This is a genomic window from Actinomycetospora chlora, assembly GCF_039542135.1.
GTDB lineage: Bacteria > Actinomycetota > Actinomycetes > Mycobacteriales > Pseudonocardiaceae > Actinomycetospora > Actinomycetospora chlora.
The window spans coordinates 122105-143215 of the sequence record NZ_BAABHO010000007.1 but is presented as its reverse complement, the minus strand read 5'-3'; the positions used below and the strand labels follow the sequence as shown (position 1 = coordinate 143215).

The window sequence follows — 21111 nt, the reverse complement described above, 5'->3', positions numbered from 1 at the left end:
GTCCGCGCCCTCGTCGCGGACCCGTCACGAGGGCTCACGTGCCGTCAGGCACCCCGCAGGTGCTCGATCACCAGGTCCATCGCCGCCTCCAGGTGGGCGGAGCGGCCGGTGGAGCGGAGCACCTGCACGCCGCCCTGGATGCCGGCGATCATCGCGGCCGCCGCCCGGCCGGCGTCGAGGTGGTCGTCGACCTCCCCCTGCTCCTGCATCGCGACGATGCCCCGCCGGATCTCGCCTTCCCACCGCTCCAGCAACTGACCGACCACCTCCGCCGCGCCCGGCGTGCTGCCCACCTGGTCCATGAGGGTCGCGAGCGGGCAGTACGGGCCCTGCACCCGGTAGCGGGCGACGACGGCCTCACGCCACCGCCTCCAGGCCGCCCACGAGGTGAGCGCCCCGAGGTGGGGCTGCTGGTCGTCGATGACGCGGTCGGCCTCGAAGCGGGCGACGGCGAGGAAGAGCTCCTCCTTGCCGCCCGGGAAGTAGTGGAACAGCTGACCCTTGCTCGTCCCGGTGATCGCGCGGATGTCGTCGAGCGTCACGCCGGCCGGGTCGCCGCGGCGCAGGTGCGCCGACGTGCCCTCCACGATGCGCTGCCGTGTGGCGTGCCCCTTGGCCGTGAGCGTCACGGCCCCACGGTAGCCCAGCTTCTGGACTCGCGAGTCCAAAAATTGCGACCTACCGTCGCCGCCATGTCCTCACGACTCACGGGCCGGACGGCTCTCGTCACCGGCTCCACCAGCAACATCGGCCGCTCGATCGCCCTCGCCTTCGCCGCCGAGGGCGCCCACGTCATCGTCTCCGGACGGGACGCCGGTCGGGGCGCCGCGGTCGTCGACGCGATCCGCCACGACGGCGGCCGGGCCGACTTCGCGGCCGCCGACCTCGACGGCTCCCCGGCCGGCAGCCACGCCCTCGCCGAGGAGGCCACGCGGCGGCTCGGCGGTCGCGTCGACGTCCTCGTCAACAACGCGGGCGTCTTCCCGGCCCCGTCGACCCTGGACACCGACGAGGCGACGTTCGACCACGTCTACGGCGTGAACGTCAAGGCGGCCTTCTTCCTGACGCAGGCGCTCGTCCCGCCCATGATCGAGCGCGGCGACGGCGTCGTGATCAACCTCGGTTCGTGGATCACGCGGCTCGGGGTGCCGCGCGGCGCGCTGTACGCGTCCACGAAGGGGGCGGTGGAGACCCTGACCCGGGCGTGGGCCGCCGAGTTCGGGCCGCGCGGGGTGCGGGTGAACGCCATCTCCCCGGGGGTGGTCAACCCGCCCGAGATCGCGACGAGCGAGCTCGGGCCGCGCGACGCGCTCATGGTCGGGACACCCGCCGGCCGCGCGGGCCACCCCGACGCCATCGGCGCCGCGGCGGTGTACCTCGCCTCGGACGAGGCCTCGTTCACCCACGGCATCGTGCTCGACGTCGACGGCGGCCGGACCGGGGTGGCCGTGGCCGCCGCCTGACCCCGCTCACCGACGCAGCACCTCCAGGAGCGGCTCGGTCGGGGCCTGGACCGGGAGGAACGCCGCCTCGCGCAGGCGCCGTGCGGTGGGGCTGTCGGCGACGTAGCCCGCCCCACCGACCAGCGCCGCCTCCAGGCGGGTGGCGTCGCCGGCGAGACGGGCCGCGTCCTGGCGCAGCGCGGCCAGCTCGCGCGGCGCCGTCCCCGACGGTCGAGCGGCGATCCCGTGCAGGAGCCGGCGGGCGTCGGCGACGGCGTCCGCGACCTGCGTCGCCCGCGGCGACAGGGACGCCGCGACGCCCCGCAGCCGCGACCGGCCCTCGTCGACCGCCCGGCGGGCCAGCCCCAGGCAGAGCGCCGTCTGGACCAGCACCATCCGCGGTCGGCACGCGCCGACGAACGACGGCAGGTCCTCGCTGAGCACCCGCCCCGGGCCGACCGCCACGTCCTCCAGCGCGAGCGACGACGACGCGGTCGCGTTCATCGCGAGCAGGCGCGGGAACGGGTGGACGGTCACGCCGGGGTCGTCGACGTCGACCACCACCACCGCACGGGCCCGTTCACCCTCGTCGGGCAGGCGCACCGGGACGGCGAGCAGCGTGCCCGGGACGAGGTTGGACGCCCAGCTCACGGGCCCTGAGACCCGCAGCCCCGCCCCGTCGCGGCGGGCCTCCAGCGGCACCACATCGAACCCCGCGAGCTCGCGCAACGCCGGCGCCAGCCCGGTCGACCCGCACCGCTCGGCCCGGACCAGGGCCTCCACGTCGACGCCACCCAACCCGGCGTGCGCGTAGTAGTCGATCACCATCCGGTGGGCCCACACCGCGAACGCCGTCGCCAGGCACCGCGCCGCGAGCTCCTCGACCAGCGTCACCACCGCGGGCAGCTCGCCCGCGCGGTCGGGCCCGGTGCCGAGGTCGAGCAGGCCGGCCGCACCGAGCTCCCGCAGCGCCGGGCGCACGTCGTCGTCGCCCCGGTCGAGGGCCGGCGCGCGCTCGGCGACACGGTCGAGCAGGGCGCGGTCGACGACGTCGGTCACCCCTCCAGGGTGCGCCCCCACGGCCGCGCCCGCCGGGGCATCCCGACCCGGGCCTTCGGCAGGGCCACGGGCTCGACGCCGGCGACGACGGGGTTGGACACCGACCCGATGCCCTCCACCACCAGGGTCACGACGTCGCCCGGCCGCAGCGGTGGCGGGGCGGCGTCGCCCAGGTGGGCCCAGTGCTCCAGCAGGCAGCCGGCCCCGCAGGTCCCCGACGCGAGGACGTCGCCGGTGCGCAGCTCGGCACCGCGCGAGGCGTAGGCGACGATCTCCTCGAACGACCACGACATGTTCGCCGACGTGTCGCCGCCCCCGGGCAGGGCGACGCCGTTGACCTCGGCGTGCATCTCCAGCGCGAGGCGGTCGTCGCGGCGGTGCCCGGCCAGCTCGTCGGCGGTGACGATCCACGGCCCGAGGGTGTTGGCGAAGTCCTTGCCCTTGACCGGGCCGAGCCCGACCGGGATCACCGGTGGCATGAGGTCGCGGGCCGACCAGTCGTTGAACAGCGTGTACCCGGCGATGTGCTCGCCCGCCTGCTCCGGCGTGAGGTCCTTCCCGGGCTTCCCGATCACGGCGGCCAGCTCGAGCTCGAAGTCGAGCCGCTCGCAGCCCGGCGGCACCGCCACCGGGTCGTCGGGGCCGACGACGGCGTTCGGGTTGGAGAAGTAGAAGACGGGCTGGTCGTACCACTCCGGCGGCGGGGCCGTGCGTCCGAGCAGCTTGAGGCTGCCCTCGAGGTGCTCCTCGAAGGTGATGTAGTCGCGCAGCGTGGGCGGCGCCACCGGGGCGAGCAGCCGCACGGCCGACAGCGGGCGGGGCGACCCGTCGGCGGTCCGTGCCGCGAGCTCGTCGCGCGCGTCCGACGCCAGCAGCTCGTCGAGGTCGACGGCCAGCGGCTGGACGGCGTCACCGTCGACGACGCCGACCCGCGCCGTCCCCTCGATCTCGATCCGGGCGATCTTCATGCGGGGTCTCCCAGCTCGTGGGCGGCGATGCGGCCGAACTGCTCGAGGCGGTCGGCGCGCGGGCGGGTCGGGTCGAGCTCCTCGTAGACGTTGAGGACGTTCGCGGCGATGCGGCCCTGCTCGGACATGGCGGCGAACCGGCCGAGGTCGATCGACGCGACGGCCTCCTCGACGGTCAGGCCGGCCTCGAAGCGCTTGGTCGCCTCCTGCTCGACGAACACCAGGTAGTCGCGGACCCACCCGACGCCGTCCTTGTCGGTCAGCGGGCCGTGACCGGGGACGATGGCCGCGAGCGGCAGGTCGAGGATGCGGTCGCAGGCGGCGATGCAGCGCGCGACCGGCCCGGTCCACACCAGCGGGGCGCCGCCGATGAACAGGATGTCGCCGGTGTAGACGACCCGGGCGTCCGGCACGTGGACGATCACGTCGCCGGGGGTGTGCGCCGGCCCGACCTGGATGAGGCGCACCTGGCGGCCGCCGACGTCGAGGTCCAGCTCGCCGGTGAACGTCCGGGTGGGCGGGGTGGCGACGATCCCGGAGAGGTCGAAGGGCCCGGAGATCGAGCGGATGAAGTCGCCGAGCCGGTCGTCGCGGTCGGAGAGTCCCGCCAGCTCGCGGACCGCGGCGGGCGTCATCAGCGCCGCGGCGGCCGCCGACGCGACGATCTCCACCTCCGGCCCGGCGACGAGCTGGTTGCCGTGCCAGTGGTCGCCGTCGGAGTGGGTGTTGACCAGCGTGCGGATCGGGTGCCCGGCCGTGAGCGGCGCGACGGCGGCGAGCATGTCGGCGGTGTGCGGGAGGTCGTAGTGCGTGTCGACCAGCAGCGACACGCCGGCCCCGCGGACGAGCCCGCTGTTGCTCTCGCCCCACCGGCCCTCGGGGATGAGCCAGGCGTGACAGTCGCCGCCGAGGTCGTGGGGCCCCGGCGCGTAGCCCGCCGTCACGCTCGACCACCTGCCGGCACCAGACGGACCGGGAGCGTGTCGAACTTGCGCATGGTCCCGCTGGGGCTGCGGACCGCGTCGCCGGTGCGCTCGAACCGCGCCACCCGGCGGGTCAGCTCGGTGAGCATGGCCGTGGCCTCGAGGCGGGCCACCGGCGCGCCGAGGCAGAGGTGGATCGAGGTCCCCAGCGCCAGGTGGGTGCGGGCGTTCTCGCGGGTCACGTCCAGGCGGTCGGGGTCGGCGAACTGTCGGGGGTCCCGTCCCGTCGACCCCAGGACGGCGCAGACGGTGGCCCCGGCCGGGATCGCGACCCCGCCGACCTGCGCCTGCGCCCGCGTGCGCCGGTAGAAGACGCGGAAGGGCGCCTCGAAGCGCAGGAGCTCCTCGACGGCGTTCCCGATCAGGTCGGGCCGGGCGCGCAGGAGCTCCCACTGGTCGGGGAACTCCGTGAACGCGTCGATCGCGTTGCCCAGCAGCGCGCCCGTGGAGTCGACGCCGGCGAGCCAGATGGAGGCCAGGGTCATCAGGCGCTCGGGGCCCTCGGCGTGCAGGCCGCCGGTGGTGCCGCCCTCGTCGGTGATGAGCCGGCCCAGGCAGTGCGCGGGCAGGCCGGGGATGCCCTCACCGATCATCCACGCCAGCGCTGCGCCGAGCAGCTCGCCGTGGCGCGGGTCGGCCCCGGGCTCCTGGGCGCGGACGACGGCGTCGCTCCAGTCGACGAGGGCCTGGCAGCTCGGCGGGACGAGGCCGGTCAGCAGCGCCATGGCCCGGTCGGGCATCGGCTGGGCCAGGTCCGGGACGGCGTCGACCTCGCCCCGCGCGAGTGCGCCGTCGACGATCTCCGTGGCCGCGGCCTCGATGCCGGGCCGCAGGTGCTCGATCTCGGCCCGGGCGAACGGCGGCTGGACCGCCCGCCGGATCCGGGTGTGCTCGGGCGGGTCCGTCTCGATCAGCGGGTAGCGCTCGGTGCGGCCGAGCGCGCTCTCGTAGGTGGCGCCGTCGCCGGAGACGAACGAGCGGTGGTCGCGCAGCACCGCGGCGGCCTCGGCGTAGCCCGGCACGAGCCAGATGTCGCGCTCGGGCTCGTAGGTCGCCGGCCCCTGCTCGCGCAGCCGCGCGTAGAGCGGGTAGGGGTCCTCGAGGGCCTCGGGACGGTACGGGTCGAGATCGCCCGGCGGCAGCGGCGGAGCTACGTTGGACATACTTCTCCCTGGTGAGCGTGTTGCACTCGAGTGCAGAAGGCGGTGTCAGAACAGTTGCACCCGGGTGCAGAACGTGTCAAGGGTCACGGCGGGCCGACGACCCGCGACGTGCTCTACGAGGCGGCGGCGGCGCTGTTCGTGGAGCGCGGCTACGAGGACACGACGATGGCTGACATCGCCGAGCGGGCCGGCACGTCGCGGCGTACGGCGTTCAACCACTTCCCCAGCAAGGGCGACATCCCGATGCTGTGGACGCGGCGGATGGCTGACGTCGCCGTCGAGGTGATCACCGGCTCGACCGGCGACCCGGCGCCCCGGCGCATCCGCGACTACTTCCGCCTGATCAGCCGGCTGGTGGAGGCGGAGCCGGAGCTGACGCGGCAGATGATGCTCGGCTGGACCGCCGCGGTCGGCCCCATCCGCTACGAGTCCTCGCTGCTGGCCGACCTGCGGCCGTTGCTCCGGGAGGGCCAGGAACGCGGGGACGTCCGCACGGACGTCGACGTCGCCGAGGCCGCACGGACGCTGTCCGACGTGTACATGGGCGTGGTGTTCCGGTGGGTCCGCGACCCCGAGGCGCTCGGGTCGTTCCAGGACGTCGCCGACGGCGGGATCGAGCTGGTGCTCTCGGCGGTGCGGGCGCGGGACTGACCGCGGCCTCGACCGCCGCTCGGGCGAGGTGGCGGTGGGCTCGGAGCGTTTGCTCGAGTGTTTGCACCTGTTCTCGCGGATCGGCCCGTCGTTGTCGGGGTCGGCTCTAGAATCGAACACATGAGCGAACGCGGGGTCGGGGTGGTGGAGCGGGAGCTGCTCGACCGGGCCCGCGACGCCGAGATCGCCCGGCGCCGCGACTACTACGCGCGTCTGGAGCTGGTGGCCGAGCTGGACCGGGCGGCGGTGGCCGAGGTGACCGGGGACCGGGGCACGGTGCGGTTGTTGCAGGCGCAGTGGAACGTCGATCACGCCGAGGCCAAGCGGCTGCTCGACGAGGCCGGCGACCTGGTGGCGCGCCGGTCGTTGCAGGGCGAGCGGCTGCCGGCACGGTTCCCCTGCACGGCGGCCGCGGTGGCGGTGGGGGCGATCGGGCCCGGGCATGTCGTGGTCATCCGCCGGGCCATGGCTCGTTTGGAGCGTGTCGACGGGTTGGGTGTCGAGGACTGGGTGGAGGCGGATCGGTTCCTGGCCGAGAAGGCCCGCCAGATGTCCCCGGCCGGGCTCACCGCGCTGGCCAAGGCCCTGGTCGCGCACCTGGATCCCGATGGGGAGGCGCCGCCGGAGGGGGAGGACCGCCGCGACGAGCTGCACGTGGTCCGCCGCCGCGACGGCCGGCTGGACTTCAAGGGCAGCCTGCACGACCCGGCCGACGCCGAGGTGTTCCTCGGGGCCATCGACCCGCTGGCCGAGAAGCTGGGCCCCGAGGACACCCGCAGTCTCGAGCGGCGCCGCGCCGATGCGCTCAAGGAGGTCGTCGAGAACGCCGACCCCAGCAGCACGCCCGCGGGCGACGACTCCGCGGCCGGTGACGAGCCCGAGCCGGCGCTGATCCCGCAGCCCCGCCGACCCGAGCCCGCGACCAAGCCGCCGGCCAGGCCGTCGGGTTCGGGGCGGGTGTTGCTGACGCTGACGATGGACCACCGGTGGTTACAGCAGGCGGTGGGGCACGGGGTGCTGGACTCGGGGGCGCTGGTGCACCCGCAGTCGGTGCGGCGGCTGGCCTGCGACGCCGGGATCATCCCGATGGTGCTGGGCAGCCGCTCCGAGCCGCTGGATGTGGGTCGCCAGCAGCGCACCGCCCCCGACGCGATCCGCCGCGCGCTCGTCGTGCGCGACGGGGGTTGCGCGTTCCCGGGCTGCACCCGCCCGCCGCAGCGCTGCCACGCCCACCACATCCAAAGCTGGCTCGACCACGGCGACACCGCCGTGGAGAACATGTGCCTGCTCTGCCGGTTCCACCACCAGCTGGTCCACCACGGCCACTGGACCATCACCATGATCGACGGCCGGCCCTGGTTCACCCCACCGGACTGGATCAACCCAGACCGACAACCCCGGCCCGGCGGCCGACCACGAGCGGTGAGCTGGGCAGGAGGCGCAGTCGCCGCCGCCTAGGGTGGCGAGGAGTCGATCAGCCGTGGGAGGCACCGTGTCCGGACCCGAGCCCGTCGGCCTGCTCGAGGGCCTGCGCACCACGCCGGCGCGGCGCTACCTGGCCGCGACGCCGATCCCCGACGAGGTGCTGTGGGAGCTGCTCGACACCGCGATCCGCGGCCCGTCGGGAGGCAACCGGCAGACGTGGGGCTGGCTCGTGGTCACCGACCCGGCGGTCAAGGCCCGCATCGCCGAGCACTACCAGCAGGGCTGGGAGAAGATCTACGGGGTGCGTCGCGAGGAGCTCCTCGACCCGGACCGCGACGACGCCGCGACCGGCCTGACCCCGGCGTCCTTCCGCGCGGCCGACCACCTGGCCGGGCACCTCGCCGAGGCGCCGGTGTTCGTCGTCCCCGTGCTGCGCCACGCCGCCGACTCCACCGACAAGCGCCTCGGCGGCTCGATCTACGGCGCCGTCCAGCAGTTGCTGCTGGCCGCCCGCGCCCACAGCATCGGCGGGGTGCTGACGTCGCTGCACCTGATCACCGGCGAGCGGGAGATCGACGAGCTGCTCGGGCTGCCCGAGGACGCGGCGACGATGGGCCTGGTGCCGCTGGGCTACCCCGCACGTGGCCGCTTGGTCGACGCCGCGACGCCAGCCCGTCGAGCAGGTCGTGCACTGGGAGCGGTGGGGCGCGACGCGCGAGCGCCGTTGACAGCCGCACGACCGTCGGCGGAGTCTCCACCGTGACCTCCACGACCGCCATGCAGAAGGGCGACCTCGCCGCCGCCCCGTCCGACGTCCACGGCAGGATCTCCAAGAAGACCGTCGAGCTCGACGGCGTCAGCGTCACCGAGGTGACGTTCGGCGTCGGCGCCCGGTGGTCGCAGGACCTCAAGGACGACGCCGGCACCGACACCTGCGAGCTCCCCCACGTCGCGCTCGTGCTGTCGGGCCGCCTGCACGTGGTCATGGACGACGGCAGCGAGGACGAGTTCGGGCCCCACCAGGTCATGCTCCTCCCGCCCGGGCACGACGCCTGGTCGGTGGGCGACGAGCCGGCGGTGTTCGTGGAGTTCTCGCGCGGCAACGACCTCTACGGGGCGTAGCGCGCTGGGCCGGTCGCCGCGCCCTCCCGAGAACGAACGGCGCTCCCGCTGCTTCCGAAGCAGCGAGAGCGTCGTTCGTTCGTCCAGGAGGCCGCACCATCGTCAGGGCAACTTGACGTCAAGCTTACCTGACGCCAGGGTGGGCCGATGGACCCCGACGGGCTCGAACGCGAGCACACCCTGCGCACCGCGGTCGCGCGCTTCGACGAGCTCCGCACGCAGGACTCGCTGGCGTCCGACGACCCCGACGACGGCGGGGCCGCCGCCCTCACCGGCGAGGAGGCGCTGGAGATGCTGGCGCTCGGCGAGCTGATCGCCCGCAAGGCCGGCTACGGGCGCCAGCTCGGGGTGCGCAGCGCGCGGCGCGCCGGCGCGTCGTGGACGGAGATCGGCCGCGCGCTGGGGTCGAGCAAGCAGGCCGCGTGGGAGACCCACAACCGCTGGCTCGACGAACGGCGCCCGTGAGCCCCGTGTCCCGCCCCGACGCCACGACCGCCTTCCGCCTCGCCCGCCGCACGTTCATGGCGGGCGAACGGATCGACATGCAGGATCTGTCCGCGCGCCTCGGCGTCGACCGGAGCACGCTCTTCCGCTGGGTCGGCAGCCGCGACCGGCTCCTGGTGGACGTCCTGACGTCGCTGGCCGACCCGACCCTGCGCGACATCGAGGCCACCGCGCCCGGCACGGGCGGGCGGCGCATCGCCGGGATCGCCGGGTGCTACGCGGCCGCCCTCATCGCGTCGCCGTACTACCGCGCGTTCCTGCAGCGGGAGACCGAGAAGGCGCTGCGCCTGATCACCACCAAGGCGAGCCCGCTGCAGCAGCACATCGTGGCCTACTTCGAGCGGCTGGTCGTCGAGGAGATCGACCGCGGCGCGCTGACCCACGCCCTGGGCACCCGCGACCTGGCCTACCTCATCGTGCGGATCATCGAGTCGTTCATCTACTCCGACCTGATCACCGGGGACGAGCCCGACGCGGCGAAGGTCGAGGCCGCCATCGCCGCGGTGCTGCACGCCGACTGAACACACCTTGCCCCGCGCCGCCGTTTGCAACACACTCAGATTTGTTGCAACGACGAGGGGACCCGGCCATGGCCGCAGTGCAGGGGCACGCCACGGAGCAGTTCGACGAGCTGCGGGAGGCGCTGGAGACGAACATCGCCGAGGGAGTCGAGGTCGGCGCCAGCATCGTGGTGGACGTCGACGGCGAGACGGTCGTCGACCTCTGGGGCGGGTACCGGGACGCCGCGCGCACGCTGCCCTGGACCAGGGACACCATCGTCAACGTCTGGTCGACGACGAAGGCCGTCACGGCGCTCGCCGCGCTGATGCTGGTCGACCGCAGGCAGCTCGACCCGTACGCGCCGGTGGCCGCGTACTGGCCGGAGTTCGCCGCGAACGGCAAGGAGCACGTCGAGGTCCGCCACCTGCTCAGCCACACCTCCGGCGTCTCGGGGTGGGACCAGCCCTTCGCCAACGAGGACGTCTACGACCTCGCCGCCTCGACGAGCAGGCTCGCCGCGCAAGCGCCCTGGTGGGAGCCGGGCACCGCGAGCGGCTACCACGCCACCGCCTACGGGCACCTCGTCGGCGAGGTGGTGCGCCGGGTGTCCGGGCGCTCGCTGCGGGCGTTCGTCGCCGAGGAGATCGCGGGGCCCCTGGGCGCCGACTTCTCCATCGGCGCCGACGAGGCCGACGCCGACCGGATCGCCGAGATCGTCCCGCCCCCGCCCGCCCCGGATGCCCCGGCCGACGCCCCGGCTCCCGACCCGCAGAGCGTGGCGGTCAAGACGTTCCTGGGCTCGGCGGTCGACCCGACGCTGGCCAACACCGCGGCCTGGCGCGCCGCGGAGCTCGGCGCGGTCAACGGGCACGGCAACGCCCGCTCGGTTGCCCGGATCCTCTCCCCGATCGCCCGCGGCGGCGAGGTCGACGGCGTGCGCCTGCTGCACCCCGCGACGATCGAGCTGATCTTCCGCGAGCAGGCCCACGGCACGGACCTCTTCCTGGGCATCCCGCTGCGCTGGGGCATCGGCTTCGGGCTGCCCGAGCCCGACGGCGTGCCGTTCGTCCGCGACGGCAAGCTCTGCTTCTGGGGCGGCTGGGGCGGCTCGCTGATCATCATGGATCTCGAGCGGCGCACGACGATCAGCTACATGATGAACCGCATGCAGCCCGGGGTCATCGGGTCGGAGGTCTCCGCCGCGTACTGCGCGATCATCGAGAGGGCCGTGGCGCCGATCGTCCGGGCGTGACGCGTCCCCGTCGGCCCGGAATGGTCGCCCCGGGGCCGTGGTTGTGCCCGAGGTGGCACCCGCACCGACGGGACCGCTCGACGAGCCGGTCCGCACCGCGTTGCGCGGCGCGCACGCGCACCTCGCGGAGGGCGTCGGGAGCGCCGTGCGCTACCGGCCCGACGTCGCGCCCTTCCTCGCCGAGCCCCGCGTCGCCGCCGAGTGGGCGGACGTCGCGACCCTGGTCGGGCCCGGCCACGACACGGTCGTCCCCGCCTTCGGGACCCTCGCCCCGACCGGCCTCGAGATCGGGTGGGTGCTGCCCGGCGTGCAGATGGTCGGCGACGCCGTCGAGGGCCGCCCCTACCCGGACCTCGTCCGCCTCGGGCCCGCCGACGTCCCCGCGATGCGCGCCCTCGTCGCGCGGACCCGGCCCGGCCCGTTCGGCCCCCGCACGGTCGAGATGGGCACCTACCTCGGCGTCGTCGACGACGGCGAGCTGGTCGCGATGGCCGGTGAGCGGCTCCACCCGCCCGGGTACACCGAGATCAGCGCGGTGTGCACCGACGCCGCGTACCGCGGCCGTGGGCTGGGCACCCGGCTGGTCCTGGCCGTGGCCGCCGGCATCCGCGACCGTGGCGAGGTGCCGTTCCTGCACGCCGCCGCCGACAACGTCACGGCGATCCGGCTCTACGACGAGCTCGGGTTCCGGGTACGCGCCCGTCCCGACTTCGTCGCCCTGACGGTCCCGAGCACCACCCCGGCCAGAACGAGCCCCGCGCACACGTAGACAGGATGACCATGACGCTCCACCTCGCGGTCGCGCTCGACGGCACCGGCTGGCACCCCGCGGCCTGGCGCGAGCCGGGCGTCCGCGCCGACGAGCTGTTCACCGGCGGCTTCTGGGTCGACCAGGTCCAGCAGGCCGAGGCCGGGCTGCTCGACCTCGTCACGTTCGAGGACTCCTTCGCCGTCGACACCGACCGCCCGGACCGCGTCCAGGGCCGCCTCGACGCCCAGCTGGTCGCGCTGCGGGTGGGCCCGGTGACGCGCCACATCGGCCTGGTGCCGACCGTCGTCACCACCCACACCGAGCCGTTCCACGTCTCCACCGAGATCGCGACGCTCGACTACGCGACCACGGGCCGCGCCGGCCTGCGGGTCAAGGTGTCGTCGCGCCCCGAGGAGTACGCGCTGTTCGGGCGCCGCGAGGCCGGGTCCGAGAGCCGGGAGAGCCTGTTCGACGAGGCCGCCGACCACGTCGAGGTGCAGCGCCGCCTGTGGGACTCGTGGGAGGACGACGCCGAGATCCGCGACGCCGCGACCGGCCGGTTCGTCGACCGCGACAAGCTGCACTACATCGACTTCGCCGGCGACCACTTCTCCGTGCGCGGCCCGTCGATCACCCCGCGCCCGCCGCAGGGCCAGCCGCTGGTGACCGCGCTCGCCCACGTCGACGTCGCCTACCGCCTCGCCGCCCGCGGCGCCGACCTCGTGTTCGTCACCCCCGGCGGCGTCGGCCGCGACGGCCCGACCGGCGACGCGGAGGCGATCCTGCGGCAGGTCCGCGAGGAGGAGGCCGCGGTCGGGCGCGAGGGCGACCCGCTGCACGTGCTCGGCGACCTGCTCGTCGTGCTCGACGACAGCGCCGACGCCGCGCGCGAGCGCCTGCGGCGCCTCGACGAGACCGACGGGAGCGAGCTCCGCAGCGACGCCCGCATCCTCACCGGCACCGCGACCGACGTCGCCGACGTCCTCGAGTCCTGGCACGGGGCCGGGCTCGCCGGCGCCCGGATGCGCCCGGCCGTCACCGCGCACGACCTGCCGCGGATCACCGGTGAGCTGGTGCCCGAGCTGCAGCGCCGGGGCCTGTTCCGCACGGCCTACGAGTCCGACACCCTGCGCGGCCACTTCGGCCTCGCGCGTCCCGCCGACCGGTACGCCCGGGCGTAAGGAGCGATCATGCCGAAGCAGATCCACCTCGCCGCACACTTCCCCGGCGTCAACAACACGACGGTCTGGAGCGACCCGGCCTCGGGCAGCCACATCGAGTTCGAGTCGTTCCGCCGCTTCGCGCAGGCCGCGGAGCGCGGCAAGTTCGACTTCCTGTTCCTCGCCGAGGGCCTGCGGCTGCGCGAGCAGGGCGGCCGCATCTACGACCTCGACGTCATGGGCCGCCCGGACAACGTCGCGATCCTGCAGGCGCTCGCCGCCGTCACCGAGCGGATCGGCCTGGCCGGCACGGTGAACTCCACGTTCAACGAGCCGCTCGACGTCGCCCGCAAGCTCGCGACGCTCGACCACCTCTCGGCCGGGCGCGCGGCCTGGAACGTCGTCACCAGCTGGGACGAGTTCACCGGCGAGAACTTCCGCCGCGGTGGCTACCTGCCCAAGGACAAGCGCTACCTGCGGGCCCAGGAGATGCTCGCCACCGCGCAGGCGTTGTGGGACTCGTGGGCGCCCGACGACCTCGTCGCCGACGCCGCGTCGGGACGGTTCGTCCGCCGACCGGACGCCGGCAGCTTCGCGATCCGCTCCGACCAGTTCGACATCTCCGGGCGCTTCCCGGTGCCGCGCAGCCCGCAGGGGCGGCCGGTGATCATCCAGGCCGGCGACTCGGAGGAGGGCCGCGAGTTCGCGGCGTCCAGCGCCGACGCGATCTTCACCCGGCACGCCGAGCTGGAGGCCGGGCAGGAGTTCTACGCCGACGTGAAGGCCCGGCTGGCGAAGTTCGGCCGCCGTCCCGAGGACCTCAAGATCCTGCCCGCGGCGACGTTCGTGCTGGGCGACACCGAGGACGAGGCCGCGGAGAACGCCCGGCAGGTGCAGTACCAGCAGGTGGGGCCGGCCACGGCGATCGCGTTCGCCGAGCAGGTCTGGAACCGTGACCTCTCCGACGTCGACCCCGACGGGCCGGTGCCGTCGTTCGACCCGAAGACCTCCGACGACGTCGACTCCGGCGGCCACATCTCCAAGGGCCGCGCGAGCGTGCGCATGTACCGCGACCCGGTGGCCACGGCGCAGGAGTGGCGCGAGCTCGGCGAGCGCGAGGGGCTGTCGCTGCGCGAGGTCGTGATCCGCAAGAACGGGCGGCACACGTTCGTCGGCACCCCGCAGCGGGTGGCGGACACGATCGACGAGTTCGTGCAGTCCGACGCCTCCGACGGCTTCGTCCTCGTCCCGCACATCACCCCGGGCGGGATGGACCCGTTCGTCGACCAGGTGGTGCCACTGCTGCAGGAGAAGGGCTCGTTCCGCACCGACTACGAGGGCACGACGCTGCGCGAGCACCTCGGCCTCCAGCCCTCCCCCACCACCGTCGCCGCGGTGTCCGTGGAGGCGTGATCCTGCCGGAGGCGCCCTGGTGACACGATCGCCGGCGTGACCCGCCCGGACAAGGACGACCCCGCGTCGCTGGCGTTCGCGACCCAGGCGGTGCACGCCGGCAACGCCGTCGACGCCGGCAGCGGCGCGATCCGCACGCCGATCGTCATGGCGAACTCCTACGCGCTGCCGGAGAACCCCGAGGAGCTGTCCTGGTCGGGGTTCGACGTCCCGCTCTACACCCGCAACACGGGAGCGAACCAGCGCGCACTGCAGTCCAAGCTGGCGCACCTCGAGTGTGGTGAGGACGCCGTCGTGCTCGCCACCGGTGTCGCGGCGCTGCACGCGGTGTTCTTCACCTTCCTGCGGACCGGCGACCACGCGGTGATCTCGGACGTCACCTACGAGGCGAGCTACCGGCTCTTCGCCGAGATCCTCCCGCAGCGCTACGGCATCGAGGCCACGTTCGTCGACACGAGCGACCCCGAGGCGGTGCGCGCGGCGATGCGTCCGACCACCCGGCTCGTGCACACCGAGGTGATCGCCAACCCGACGACGCGCGTGTGCGACGTCGCCGCGGTCGCGGAGGTCGCGCACGCCGGCGGAGCGCTGCTGTCGGTGGACTCGACGTGCACCCCGCCGCCGCTCTACCGGCCGCTGCTCGACGGCGCCGACCTGGTCGTCCACTCGCTGACCAAGGTGGTCAACGGCCACGGGGACGCCATGGGCGGGGTCGTCGTGGGCTCGCGGGAGCACTGCGACGCGATCCGGGCCGAGGCGATGGTCGACGTCGGCGGTGTGGTGTCGCCGTTCAACGCGTGGCTCATCTCCCGCGGCGCGATCACGCTGCCGCTGCGGCTGCGCCAGCACGTCGGCTCGGCGCAGCGGGTCGCCGAGTTCCTCGCCGGCCACCCGGCGGTCGCCTACGTGACGTACCCGGGGCTGCCGGGCCACCCGCAGCACGAGCTGGCGACACGGCTGCTCGGCGGGCGCGGGTACGGCTGGATGATGGCCTTCGCGCTCGACGGGGACGCCGCGCTGCAGAACCGCTTCGTGGCCGACCTGCGCGTCGTCACCTCGGCGGTGTCGCTCGGGCACGACGAGAGCCTGATCGTGCACGTCGGCACCGACTCCGCCCGCGCCGCGTACTGGCCCGAGGAGTTCCGCCGCTACGGCCACCTGCGGTTCTCGGTCGGGCTCGAGGACCCCGACGACCTCATCGCCGACCTCGCCGCCGCGCTGGACACCGTCGGTACGTGATCGTGCGCTCGCCGGGGTGGTCCGGTTGTGGGCCATCGGGTAGGAAGGTGATCGTGAGCCCGCTGGTGCGACGCCTGCACGTCGACCTCTGCCGGCTGGCGTCGACCACCTGTCGTCGCGGCTGATCCACTCACTCCTCCCCCTTCTCGGCACCTCCGGGCCGTCGCGTGCCCGGGTGCTCCCACACGCCTGACGAAAGGCACACCCATGGCCATCAAGCCCAAGGAGACCGTCGTCCCGTTCGCCGTCCACGGCGAGGGCACCGGTGTCGCGCAGACGCTCGACGCCGGCGGTCACGTCTTCCACACCGACGCCTACCCCGCCTTCGGGGGCAAGGACGAGGCGCCCAGCCCACTCTTCTACGCCCTCGGCTCGCTGACCTCGTGCAACCAGGTCACCGCCGCGCTCGTCGCCAAGGACCTCGGCATCCAGCTCGGCGCGTGGACCTTCGACATCCAGGGCGACCTCGACACCGCCGTGCTCGTGGGCGGCGCCGAGGGCAACGCGAACTTCGACAAGGTCGAGGTCCGCGCCACCGTCGAGACCGACGCCAGCGAGGAGCAGTTCGCCACGCTGATCTCGGAGACCGCGCGCCGCTGCCCGGTGACGCAGCTCTTCCAGCGCTCGGGCACGGAGTTCGTCAACGACTGGACCCGCGCCGAGCTGCCCGCGGCGGTCTGACGCACTTCGGGGGTCCGGGACGGACGCGATCGGCTGCTGAGCGTCCGCCGGCCGCGAACACCGGACCGAACGGCGCGCCGGTTGCCTAACGTCCCCGGCATGACGGTGACGACCCGGTCGGTGACCTACCCCGCCGACGGCCTGGTGATGGTGTCCCACCTCGCCCTCCCGGACGGGGACGGCCGGCGTCCCGCGGTGCTGGTCGGCCCGGAGGGACCGGGGCTCAACGCGTTCCAGCGCCGTCGCGCCGACGCCCTCGCCGAGCTCGGGTACGTCGCGCTCGCCTTCGACATCCACGGCGGGCGGTGGCTCGCCGACCCCGAGGAGATGCTGGCACGCTGCCTGCCGCTGCTCGGCGACCCCGAGCGGATGCGGGACATCGGCCACGCGGCGCTCGACGCGGTGCGCGCCGAGGAGAGGACCGACCCCGACCGCATCGCCGCGATCGGCTACGGCACCGGCGGCGCCATCGGGCTGGAGCTCGCCCGCGCCGGCGTCCCGCTGCGCGCCGTGGCGACGGTCAACGGGCTGATCACGGGCCGCCCCGGGGAGGCCGCGGGCATCGGCTGCCCGGTGTGGGCCGGCGTCGGGTCGGACGACCCGATCCAGCCGCCCGAGCAGCGCGAGGCGTTCACCGCCGAGATGGCGCAGGCGGGCGTCGACTGGCGGCTCGTGGTCTACGGCGGCGCCCAGCACGCCTTCCACCACCCGCCGACGCGCCCCGACGGCAGCATCGCCGAGGACGGGACGTACGGCCAGACCGTGCTCCCCGGCGTCGCGTACCACGCACGGCACGCCCAGCGGGCCTGGGACGACGTCGTCGCGCTGCTCGGGGAGTGCCTGCCGCTGGACGTCGCGCCGACGGCCGCCTGACACGCTGACGGCGGCCCGAGCGCTCGGGCAGGATCATCGCCGTGGCGAGGATGCGTGCGGTGGTGCTCAGCGGGCCGGGGGACCTGACGGCCCTGCAGATCAAGGACCTGATCGTCCCGGAGCCCGAGCCCGGGCAGGTGCTCATCGCGGTCAAGGCGTTCGGGATCAACCGCTCCGAGCTGCACACCCGCCTCGGGCTCGCCGAGGGCGTCACGTTCCCGCGCGTGCCGGGCATCGAGGCGGCCGGCGTCGTCGCGGTGTGCCCGGGCGGCGAGTTCGTGCCCGGGCAGCAGGTCGTGACGATGATGGGCGGGATGGGCCGCACGTTCGACGGCGGCTACGCCGAGTACACCTGCGTGCCCGCGAGCCAGGTCATCGCGTTCTGGAGCGACCTCGACTGGCCGACGCTCGGCGCCGTGCCGGAGATGCTCCAGACCGCCTACGGCGCGCTCACCGACGGGCTCGACGTGCGGCCCGGCCAGAGCCTGCTCATCCGCGGGGGCACGTCCTCGATCGGGATGGCCGCGGCGGTGCTGGCGAAGGCGCGGGGGCTGACCGTGCTCTCGACGACCCGCTCGGAGGCCAAGGCCGAGGGGCTGCGCGCGCTCGGGGTGGACGAGGTGATCGTCGACGACGGTGCGGTCGCCGACCGTGTGCGCGATGTCCTCGGCGACGGCGTCGACGCCGCGCTCGAGCTCGTCGGCACCCCGACGCTGCCCGACACGCTGCGCGCGGCCCGTCGCCACGGCGTCGTGTGCTTCGCGGGGATGCTCTCCAACCAGTGGACGGTGCCGGACTTCTACCCCATCGACTACCTGCCGCGCGGGGTGCGGCTGACGGCCTACGGGGGCGAGGCGAGCGACCTGCCCGCCGACGTGCTCCAGCGCTTCCTCGACGACGTCGCCGCCGGGCGGGCGACCGTCCCGCTCGGCCAGGTCTTCCCCATCGAACGGATCCGGGACGCCCACTCGATCATGGAGGGCGACCGGGCGACGGGGAAGATCGTGGTCCTCCCCCGCCCCCTGCGCTGGCGCCCCCCGGCGTCCCGCAAGTGACGAACGAACGGCGCTCTCGCTGCTACGGAAGCAGCGAGAGCGCCGCTCGTTCCTCGAGGCCGGCAGCGTTCGGCCGCGTCCGGTACGCCGGTCAGCTGTACCAGGTCGGCGTCGGGAGCTCGTCGACGAGGAGGTGCCGGCCCACCTCGCGGCGCTTGTAGGCCACAGGGTCGTGCAGCGTGTGGGTCCGCACGTTGCGCCAGAAGCGGTCGAAGGCCAGCGACGACGCCGTCGCCCGGGCCCCGAGCACCTCGAACACGCGGCTGGTCACCTCCAGCGCGACCTCCGTCGCCCGCGCCTTGACCGCCGCGACGCGCACCTCGTGCTCGCCGCGGGCCCGCTCGGTGAGGGCGTCGGGGTCGCGGTGGATGGGCAGTGCCTCGGCGGCCACGGCGTCGGCCAGGGCCTCGGCGGCCCAGAGCCCGGCCTGCAGGTCGCCGTAGGTGTCGATCACGTAGGGCTCGTCGACCGCGCGCTCGTACCCGCCGTGCAGCCATGGACGGGTGGTGGTGCGGGTGTACGCGGCCGCCTCCTCGAGCGCTCCGCGGGCCACGCCGAGGTAGAACGAGACGAAGACGAGCTGGATCGTGGGCACGTTCATCGTGTTGTAGACCCGCGGCGTGAAGACCCTGTCGCGGAACCCGGCGGCGTCGCTCCACGGTACGCGCACGCCGTCGAGGGTGACGCTGCCCGACTCGGTGAGCCGCTGGCCGATGTTGTCCCAGTCGTCGTGGAACGTGATCGCCGGCTGGTCCGACGGCACGATCGCGAAGACGTGCGTCTCGGGGGCGTGCTCCAGCACCCCTTCGAGCACCGTCACGTCCGAGACCCTGCTGCCGGTCGAGAACGACTTCCGGCCGGTGTAGACGATCTCGTCGCCCTCGTCGCGGATGACGACGTCGGCGTCGCGCGGGTTGACCGCACCGCCGAAGAACCACCGCTGCCGGGTGGCCTCGGCCTCGACGTGCGCGATCTGCTCGGGGGTGCCGACGAGTCGCGCGGCCCAGCACCACAACAGGTGGTAGCCGAGCAGCTGGCCGATCGAGCCGTCACCGGCGGCCACCTCCCGGATCACGCGGTAGGCGAGCGGCCACTCCTGGCCGCCCCCGCCGTGCTCGACGGGGCCGAGCAGGGTGACGAGGCCGGAGTCCTTGAGCAGGGCGACCTCGGCGTAGGGGGTCGCGCCGGCGGCGTCGCGTGCCGCGGCGTCGGCGGCGAGCACGGTACGGACGAGGCGGGCCCGCTCGAGCCACTCCTCCTCCGTGCGCGGGGTGGGCAGGGCGGCGAAGTCGGTGGTCGGGCGGGTGAGCGTGCTGGTCATCGGGTTCTCCTGGCGGGTCGGTCGTCTCGGCGGGGAGGACCGACATCGCTGGGACCGCACCCGGGCGTGGTCGACCCACCGGCGCCGCACGAGCGGGACCGGCGGGGGCGGCGGCGTCACCGGCGGTCGGGCAAGGGGTGGCGGCGCAGGTCGTCGCGCAGGCGGGCCAGCGCGGTGGCGACCTCGGCGGCGATGCGCTCGGCGCCGCGGTCCCAGTGCTCGGTGCCCGCGTTGTCGCGGTTCACCTCGCGGCGGACCAGGGAGTCCAGGTCGGTGAGGAGCTCGGCGACCGCGGCGCCTCGCGGGCTGAAACGGGGGATGACAGTGGCCATGCGGGGTTCCTCCGGTGGACCTCGCCCGGGACGGTGGCCGCGGCCGGCGAGGAGGTGTGCACGAGGGCGAGCAGCGGGGAGAGACGACACAGGTCGTCGAGGGCCCGCTGGACGCGCTGCGACAGCGTCATGTCGTGCTCCGACGGATGAGGACGGTGCCCGGGACGTGTGGCCCGGGCGGGCTCAACGGGTCAGGAGCAACAGATCGCGCCGGAGGTGCGGCACAGATCGACGTGACGGCGCCACGCGTGCCACATCGTGGTCGGCGCCTCGGTCACACCACGGGACGGTACGCACCGGCCGCCCGCCGACGCCACCACCGTGCGGGCGATCACGTCCGGGCCCCGCGATGCCACAGTGACGCCCATGCCCGACGAACTGGTCCACCTCGACGTCGCGGGCGGCACCGCGACGATCACCCTCGACTCCCCGCACAACCGCAACGCGCTGTCGGCGCAGCTGCGCCGCGAGCTGCGCGCCCACCTCGAGGCGGCCATCGAGGACGAGGCCGCGCGCGTGATCGTCCTGACCCACACCGGTCCGGTGTTCTGCTCGGGGATGGACCTCCGCGAGTCGCGCGGTGCGGGCTCGTCGGAGCAGGGCGTCAACGAGTTCCCGGGCATCCTCGCGCTGCTCTGGGAGTCCGACACCCCCGTCGTCGCCCGCCTCGCCGGCCCGGCCCGCGCCGGCGGGGTCGGCCTCGTCTCGGCCTGCGACATCGCCGTCGCCGCCCGCGAGGCGACGTTCGCGTTCACCGAGGTCCGCATCGGCGTCGTGCCCGCGGTGATCTCGTCGACGGTGCTGCCCCGGCTGGTCCCCCGCGCCGCCCACGAGCTGATGCTCACCGGCGAGACGTTCGGCGCCGACCGGGCCGCGGCGATCGGCTTGATCAACAGCGCGGTCGACGCCGACGGGCTCGACGCCGAGGTCGCGCGCTACACCGACATGCTCGCCCGCGGCGGCCCGCGCGCACTCGCGGCCACCAAGGCCCTGCTGCGCCGCGACCGTGGCGAGCACCTGGCGCAGGACCTCGAGGCGATGCTCGCCCTGTCGGCGGAGTTCTTCGCCTCCGAGGAGGGCCAGGAGGGCATGACGGCGTTCGCCGAGAAGCGCGCGCCGTCGTGGGTGCCGGGCGACTGACCCGCGTCAGAGCAGGTTGACCACGATCACGATCAGCAGGAGCGCGACGAGGGTCGCGGAGACCCAGAGCCGCGCG

The 21111-nt window shown here is 74.3% G+C and carries 25 protein-coding genes; 17 read left to right on the top strand and 8 right to left on the bottom strand.

Annotated elements, in window-relative coordinates; translation table 11 throughout:
* Positions 1-44: 44 nt before the first annotated feature.
* Positions 45-629 carry a TetR/AcrR family transcriptional regulator gene (locus tag ABD994_RS06665; protein WP_345412069.1) on the bottom strand — a complete coding sequence of 195 codons (585 nt, stop codon included), beginning with the start codon at positions 627-629 and terminating at the stop codon, positions 45-47.
* A 63-nt stretch (positions 630-692) separates the two neighbouring features.
* Here ABD994_RS06665 and ABD994_RS06660 point away from each other — a divergent pair, with 63 nt between their 5' ends.
* Positions 693-1463, top strand: coding sequence for an SDR family NAD(P)-dependent oxidoreductase (locus ABD994_RS06660; protein WP_345412067.1), 771 nt, complete (start codon positions 693-695; stop codon positions 1461-1463).
* Positions 1464-1469: 6 nt separating this feature from the next.
* Here ABD994_RS06660 and ABD994_RS06655 read toward each other — a convergent pair whose 3' ends face one another.
* Genes ABD994_RS06655 through ABD994_RS06640 form a run of 4 tightly spaced genes read right to left on the bottom strand, consistent with a single transcriptional unit; the run spans position 1470 to position 5615 of the window.
* Positions 1470-2501, bottom strand: coding sequence for an acyl-CoA dehydrogenase family protein (locus tag ABD994_RS06655; protein ID WP_345412064.1), 1032 nt, complete (start codon positions 2499-2501; stop codon positions 1470-1472).
* Entirely contained in the window at positions 2498-3469 is a 972-nt protein-coding gene (locus ABD994_RS06650; RefSeq protein ID WP_345412058.1) for a fumarylacetoacetate hydrolase family protein, read from the bottom strand. The genes ABD994_RS06655 and ABD994_RS06650 overlap by 4 nt, the downstream gene beginning before the upstream one ends.
* A complete protein-coding gene (locus ABD994_RS06645) occupies positions 3466-4413 on the bottom strand; it encodes an MBL fold metallo-hydrolase (protein WP_345412056.1) in 948 nt (315 codons plus the stop codon). The genes ABD994_RS06650 and ABD994_RS06645 overlap by 4 nt, the downstream gene beginning before the upstream one ends.
* Positions 4410-5615, bottom strand: a complete 1206-nt coding sequence (locus ABD994_RS06640; protein WP_345412054.1) for a cytochrome P450 — start codon at positions 5613-5615, stop codon at positions 4410-4412. The genes ABD994_RS06645 and ABD994_RS06640 overlap by 4 nt, the downstream gene beginning before the upstream one ends.
* A gap of 108 nt (positions 5616-5723) precedes the next feature.
* Between ABD994_RS06640 and ABD994_RS06635 the strand changes: the two genes are divergently transcribed.
* From ABD994_RS06635 to ABD994_RS06570, 15 genes are all read left to right on the top strand, one after another.
* On the top strand, positions 5724-6266 hold the full coding sequence (locus ABD994_RS06635) for a TetR/AcrR family transcriptional regulator (protein ID WP_345412052.1): 543 nt from the start codon (positions 5724-5726) through the stop codon (positions 6264-6266).
* 120 nt (positions 6267-6386) lie between these two features.
* Positions 6387-7724, top strand: a complete 1338-nt coding sequence (locus ABD994_RS06630) for an HNH endonuclease signature motif containing protein (protein ID WP_345412050.1) — start codon at positions 6387-6389, stop codon at positions 7722-7724.
* Positions 7725-7758: 34 nt separating this feature from the next.
* Positions 7759-8454, top strand: a complete 696-nt coding sequence (locus ABD994_RS06625; protein WP_345412047.1) for a nitroreductase family protein — start codon at positions 7759-7761, stop codon at positions 8452-8454.
* Complete coding sequence (locus ABD994_RS06620) at positions 8451-8813, top strand: cupin domain-containing protein (RefSeq protein WP_345412045.1); 363 nt, start codon at positions 8451-8453, stop codon at positions 8811-8813. Before ABD994_RS06625 ends, ABD994_RS06620 begins: the two co-directional genes overlap by 4 nt.
* Before the next feature lie 147 nt (positions 8814-8960).
* Positions 8961-9278: a hypothetical protein gene (locus ABD994_RS06615; protein WP_345412043.1), complete on the top strand. Its 318-nt coding sequence runs from the start codon at positions 8961-8963 to the stop codon at positions 9276-9278.
* Positions 9275-9838: a QsdR family transcriptional regulator gene (locus tag ABD994_RS06610; RefSeq protein WP_345412038.1), complete on the top strand. Its 564-nt coding sequence runs from the start codon at positions 9275-9277 to the stop codon at positions 9836-9838. The genes ABD994_RS06615 and ABD994_RS06610 overlap by 4 nt, the downstream gene beginning before the upstream one ends.
* A 68-nt stretch (positions 9839-9906) precedes the next feature.
* Positions 9907-11070: a serine hydrolase domain-containing protein gene (locus ABD994_RS06605; protein ID WP_345412036.1), complete on the top strand. Its 1164-nt coding sequence runs from the start codon at positions 9907-9909 to the stop codon at positions 11068-11070.
* Between the two features lie 52 nt (positions 11071-11122).
* Entirely contained in the window at positions 11123-11839 is a 717-nt protein-coding gene (locus ABD994_RS06600; RefSeq protein WP_345412034.1) for a GNAT family N-acetyltransferase, read from the top strand.
* Positions 11840-11850: 11 nt separating this feature from the next.
* Complete coding sequence (locus ABD994_RS06595; RefSeq protein ID WP_345412032.1) at positions 11851-13002, top strand: LLM class flavin-dependent oxidoreductase; 1152 nt, start codon at positions 11851-11853, stop codon at positions 13000-13002.
* 9 nt (positions 13003-13011) lie between these two features.
* Entirely contained in the window at positions 13012-14394 is a 1383-nt protein-coding gene (locus tag ABD994_RS06590; RefSeq protein WP_345412029.1) for an NtaA/DmoA family FMN-dependent monooxygenase, read from the top strand.
* A 36-nt stretch (positions 14395-14430) separates the two neighbouring features.
* Positions 14431-15633 carry a trans-sulfuration enzyme family protein gene (locus ABD994_RS06585; RefSeq protein WP_345412027.1) on the top strand — a complete coding sequence of 401 codons (1203 nt, stop codon included), beginning with the start codon at positions 14431-14433 and terminating at the stop codon, positions 15631-15633.
* Positions 15630-15758, top strand: coding sequence for a putative leader peptide (locus ABD994_RS31660; RefSeq protein ID WP_425550033.1), 129 nt, complete (start codon positions 15630-15632; stop codon positions 15756-15758). The genes ABD994_RS06585 and ABD994_RS31660 overlap by 4 nt, the downstream gene beginning before the upstream one ends.
* Before the next feature lie 82 nt (positions 15759-15840).
* Complete coding sequence (locus ABD994_RS06580; RefSeq protein WP_345412025.1) at positions 15841-16314, top strand: OsmC family protein; 474 nt, start codon at positions 15841-15843, stop codon at positions 16312-16314.
* Between the two features lie 99 nt (positions 16315-16413).
* Positions 16414-17187, top strand: coding sequence for a dienelactone hydrolase family protein (locus ABD994_RS06575; protein ID WP_345412023.1), 774 nt, complete (start codon positions 16414-16416; stop codon positions 17185-17187).
* A gap of 50 nt (positions 17188-17237) precedes the next feature.
* Positions 17238-18242, top strand: a complete 1005-nt coding sequence (locus ABD994_RS06570; RefSeq protein ID WP_345412121.1) for a zinc-binding alcohol dehydrogenase family protein — start codon at positions 17238-17240, stop codon at positions 18240-18242.
* A gap of 91 nt (positions 18243-18333) precedes the next feature.
* On the opposite strand, the gene ABD994_RS06565 is transcribed toward ABD994_RS06570, so the two are convergent.
* From ABD994_RS06565 to ABD994_RS31655, 3 genes are all read right to left on the bottom strand, one after another.
* Positions 18334-19563 (bottom strand): acyl-CoA dehydrogenase family protein, encoded by a 1230-nt coding sequence (locus tag ABD994_RS06565; protein ID WP_345412021.1) that lies wholly within the window; start codon positions 19561-19563, stop codon positions 18334-18336.
* A 116-nt stretch (positions 19564-19679) separates the two neighbouring features.
* Positions 19680-19895, bottom strand: coding sequence for a hypothetical protein (locus tag ABD994_RS06560; protein ID WP_345412019.1), 216 nt, complete (start codon positions 19893-19895; stop codon positions 19680-19682).
* Between the two features lie 191 nt (positions 19896-20086).
* On the bottom strand, positions 20087-20152 hold the full coding sequence (locus ABD994_RS31655) for a putative leader peptide (RefSeq protein ID WP_425550036.1): 66 nt from the start codon (positions 20150-20152) through the stop codon (positions 20087-20089).
* A gap of 109 nt (positions 20153-20261) precedes the next feature.
* Between ABD994_RS31655 and ABD994_RS06555 the strand changes: the two genes are divergently transcribed.
* Positions 20262-21035: an enoyl-CoA hydratase-related protein gene (locus ABD994_RS06555; protein ID WP_345412017.1), complete on the top strand. Its 774-nt coding sequence runs from the start codon at positions 20262-20264 to the stop codon at positions 21033-21035.
* Positions 21036-21111 lie beyond the last annotated feature (76 nt).

What these genes read in the sequence shown, in the direction of transcription:
- ABD994_RS06660 (WP_345412067.1), top strand. Translation starts at nt 693, where the DNA reads ATGTCCTCACGACTCACGGGCCGGACGGCTCTCGTCACCGGCTCCACC.
- ABD994_RS06650 (WP_345412058.1), bottom strand. Translation starts at nt 3,469, where the DNA reads ATGAAGATCGCCCGGATCGAGATCGAGGGGACGGCGCGGGTCGGCGTC.
- ABD994_RS06640 (WP_345412054.1), bottom strand. Translation starts at nt 5,615, where the DNA reads ATGTCCAACGTAGCTCCGCCGCTGCCGCCGGGCGATCTCGACCCGTAC.
- ABD994_RS06630 (WP_345412050.1), top strand. Translation starts at nt 6,387, where the DNA reads ATGAGCGAACGCGGGGTCGGGGTGGTGGAGCGGGAGCTGCTCGACCGG.
- ABD994_RS06615 (WP_345412043.1), top strand. Translation starts at nt 8,961, where the DNA reads ATGGACCCCGACGGGCTCGAACGCGAGCACACCCTGCGCACCGCGGTC.
- ABD994_RS06605 (WP_345412036.1), top strand. Translation starts at nt 9,907, where the DNA reads ATGGCCGCAGTGCAGGGGCACGCCACGGAGCAGTTCGACGAGCTGCGG.
- ABD994_RS06595 (WP_345412032.1), top strand. Translation starts at nt 11,851, where the DNA reads ATGACGCTCCACCTCGCGGTCGCGCTCGACGGCACCGGCTGGCACCCC.
- ABD994_RS06590 (WP_345412029.1), top strand. Translation starts at nt 13,012, where the DNA reads ATGCCGAAGCAGATCCACCTCGCCGCACACTTCCCCGGCGTCAACAAC.
- ABD994_RS06580 (WP_345412025.1), top strand. Translation starts at nt 15,841, where the DNA reads ATGGCCATCAAGCCCAAGGAGACCGTCGTCCCGTTCGCCGTCCACGGC.
- ABD994_RS06575 (WP_345412023.1), top strand. Translation starts at nt 16,414, where the DNA reads ATGACGGTGACGACCCGGTCGGTGACCTACCCCGCCGACGGCCTGGTG.
- ABD994_RS06570 (WP_345412121.1), top strand. Translation starts at nt 17,238, where the DNA reads ATGCGTGCGGTGGTGCTCAGCGGGCCGGGGGACCTGACGGCCCTGCAG.
- ABD994_RS06565 (WP_345412021.1), bottom strand. Translation starts at nt 19,563, where the DNA reads ATGACCAGCACGCTCACCCGCCCGACCACCGACTTCGCCGCCCTGCCC.
- ABD994_RS06560 (WP_345412019.1), bottom strand. Translation starts at nt 19,895, where the DNA reads ATGGCCACTGTCATCCCCCGTTTCAGCCCGCGAGGCGCCGCGGTCGCC.
- ABD994_RS06555 (WP_345412017.1), top strand. Translation starts at nt 20,262, where the DNA reads ATGCCCGACGAACTGGTCCACCTCGACGTCGCGGGCGGCACCGCGACG.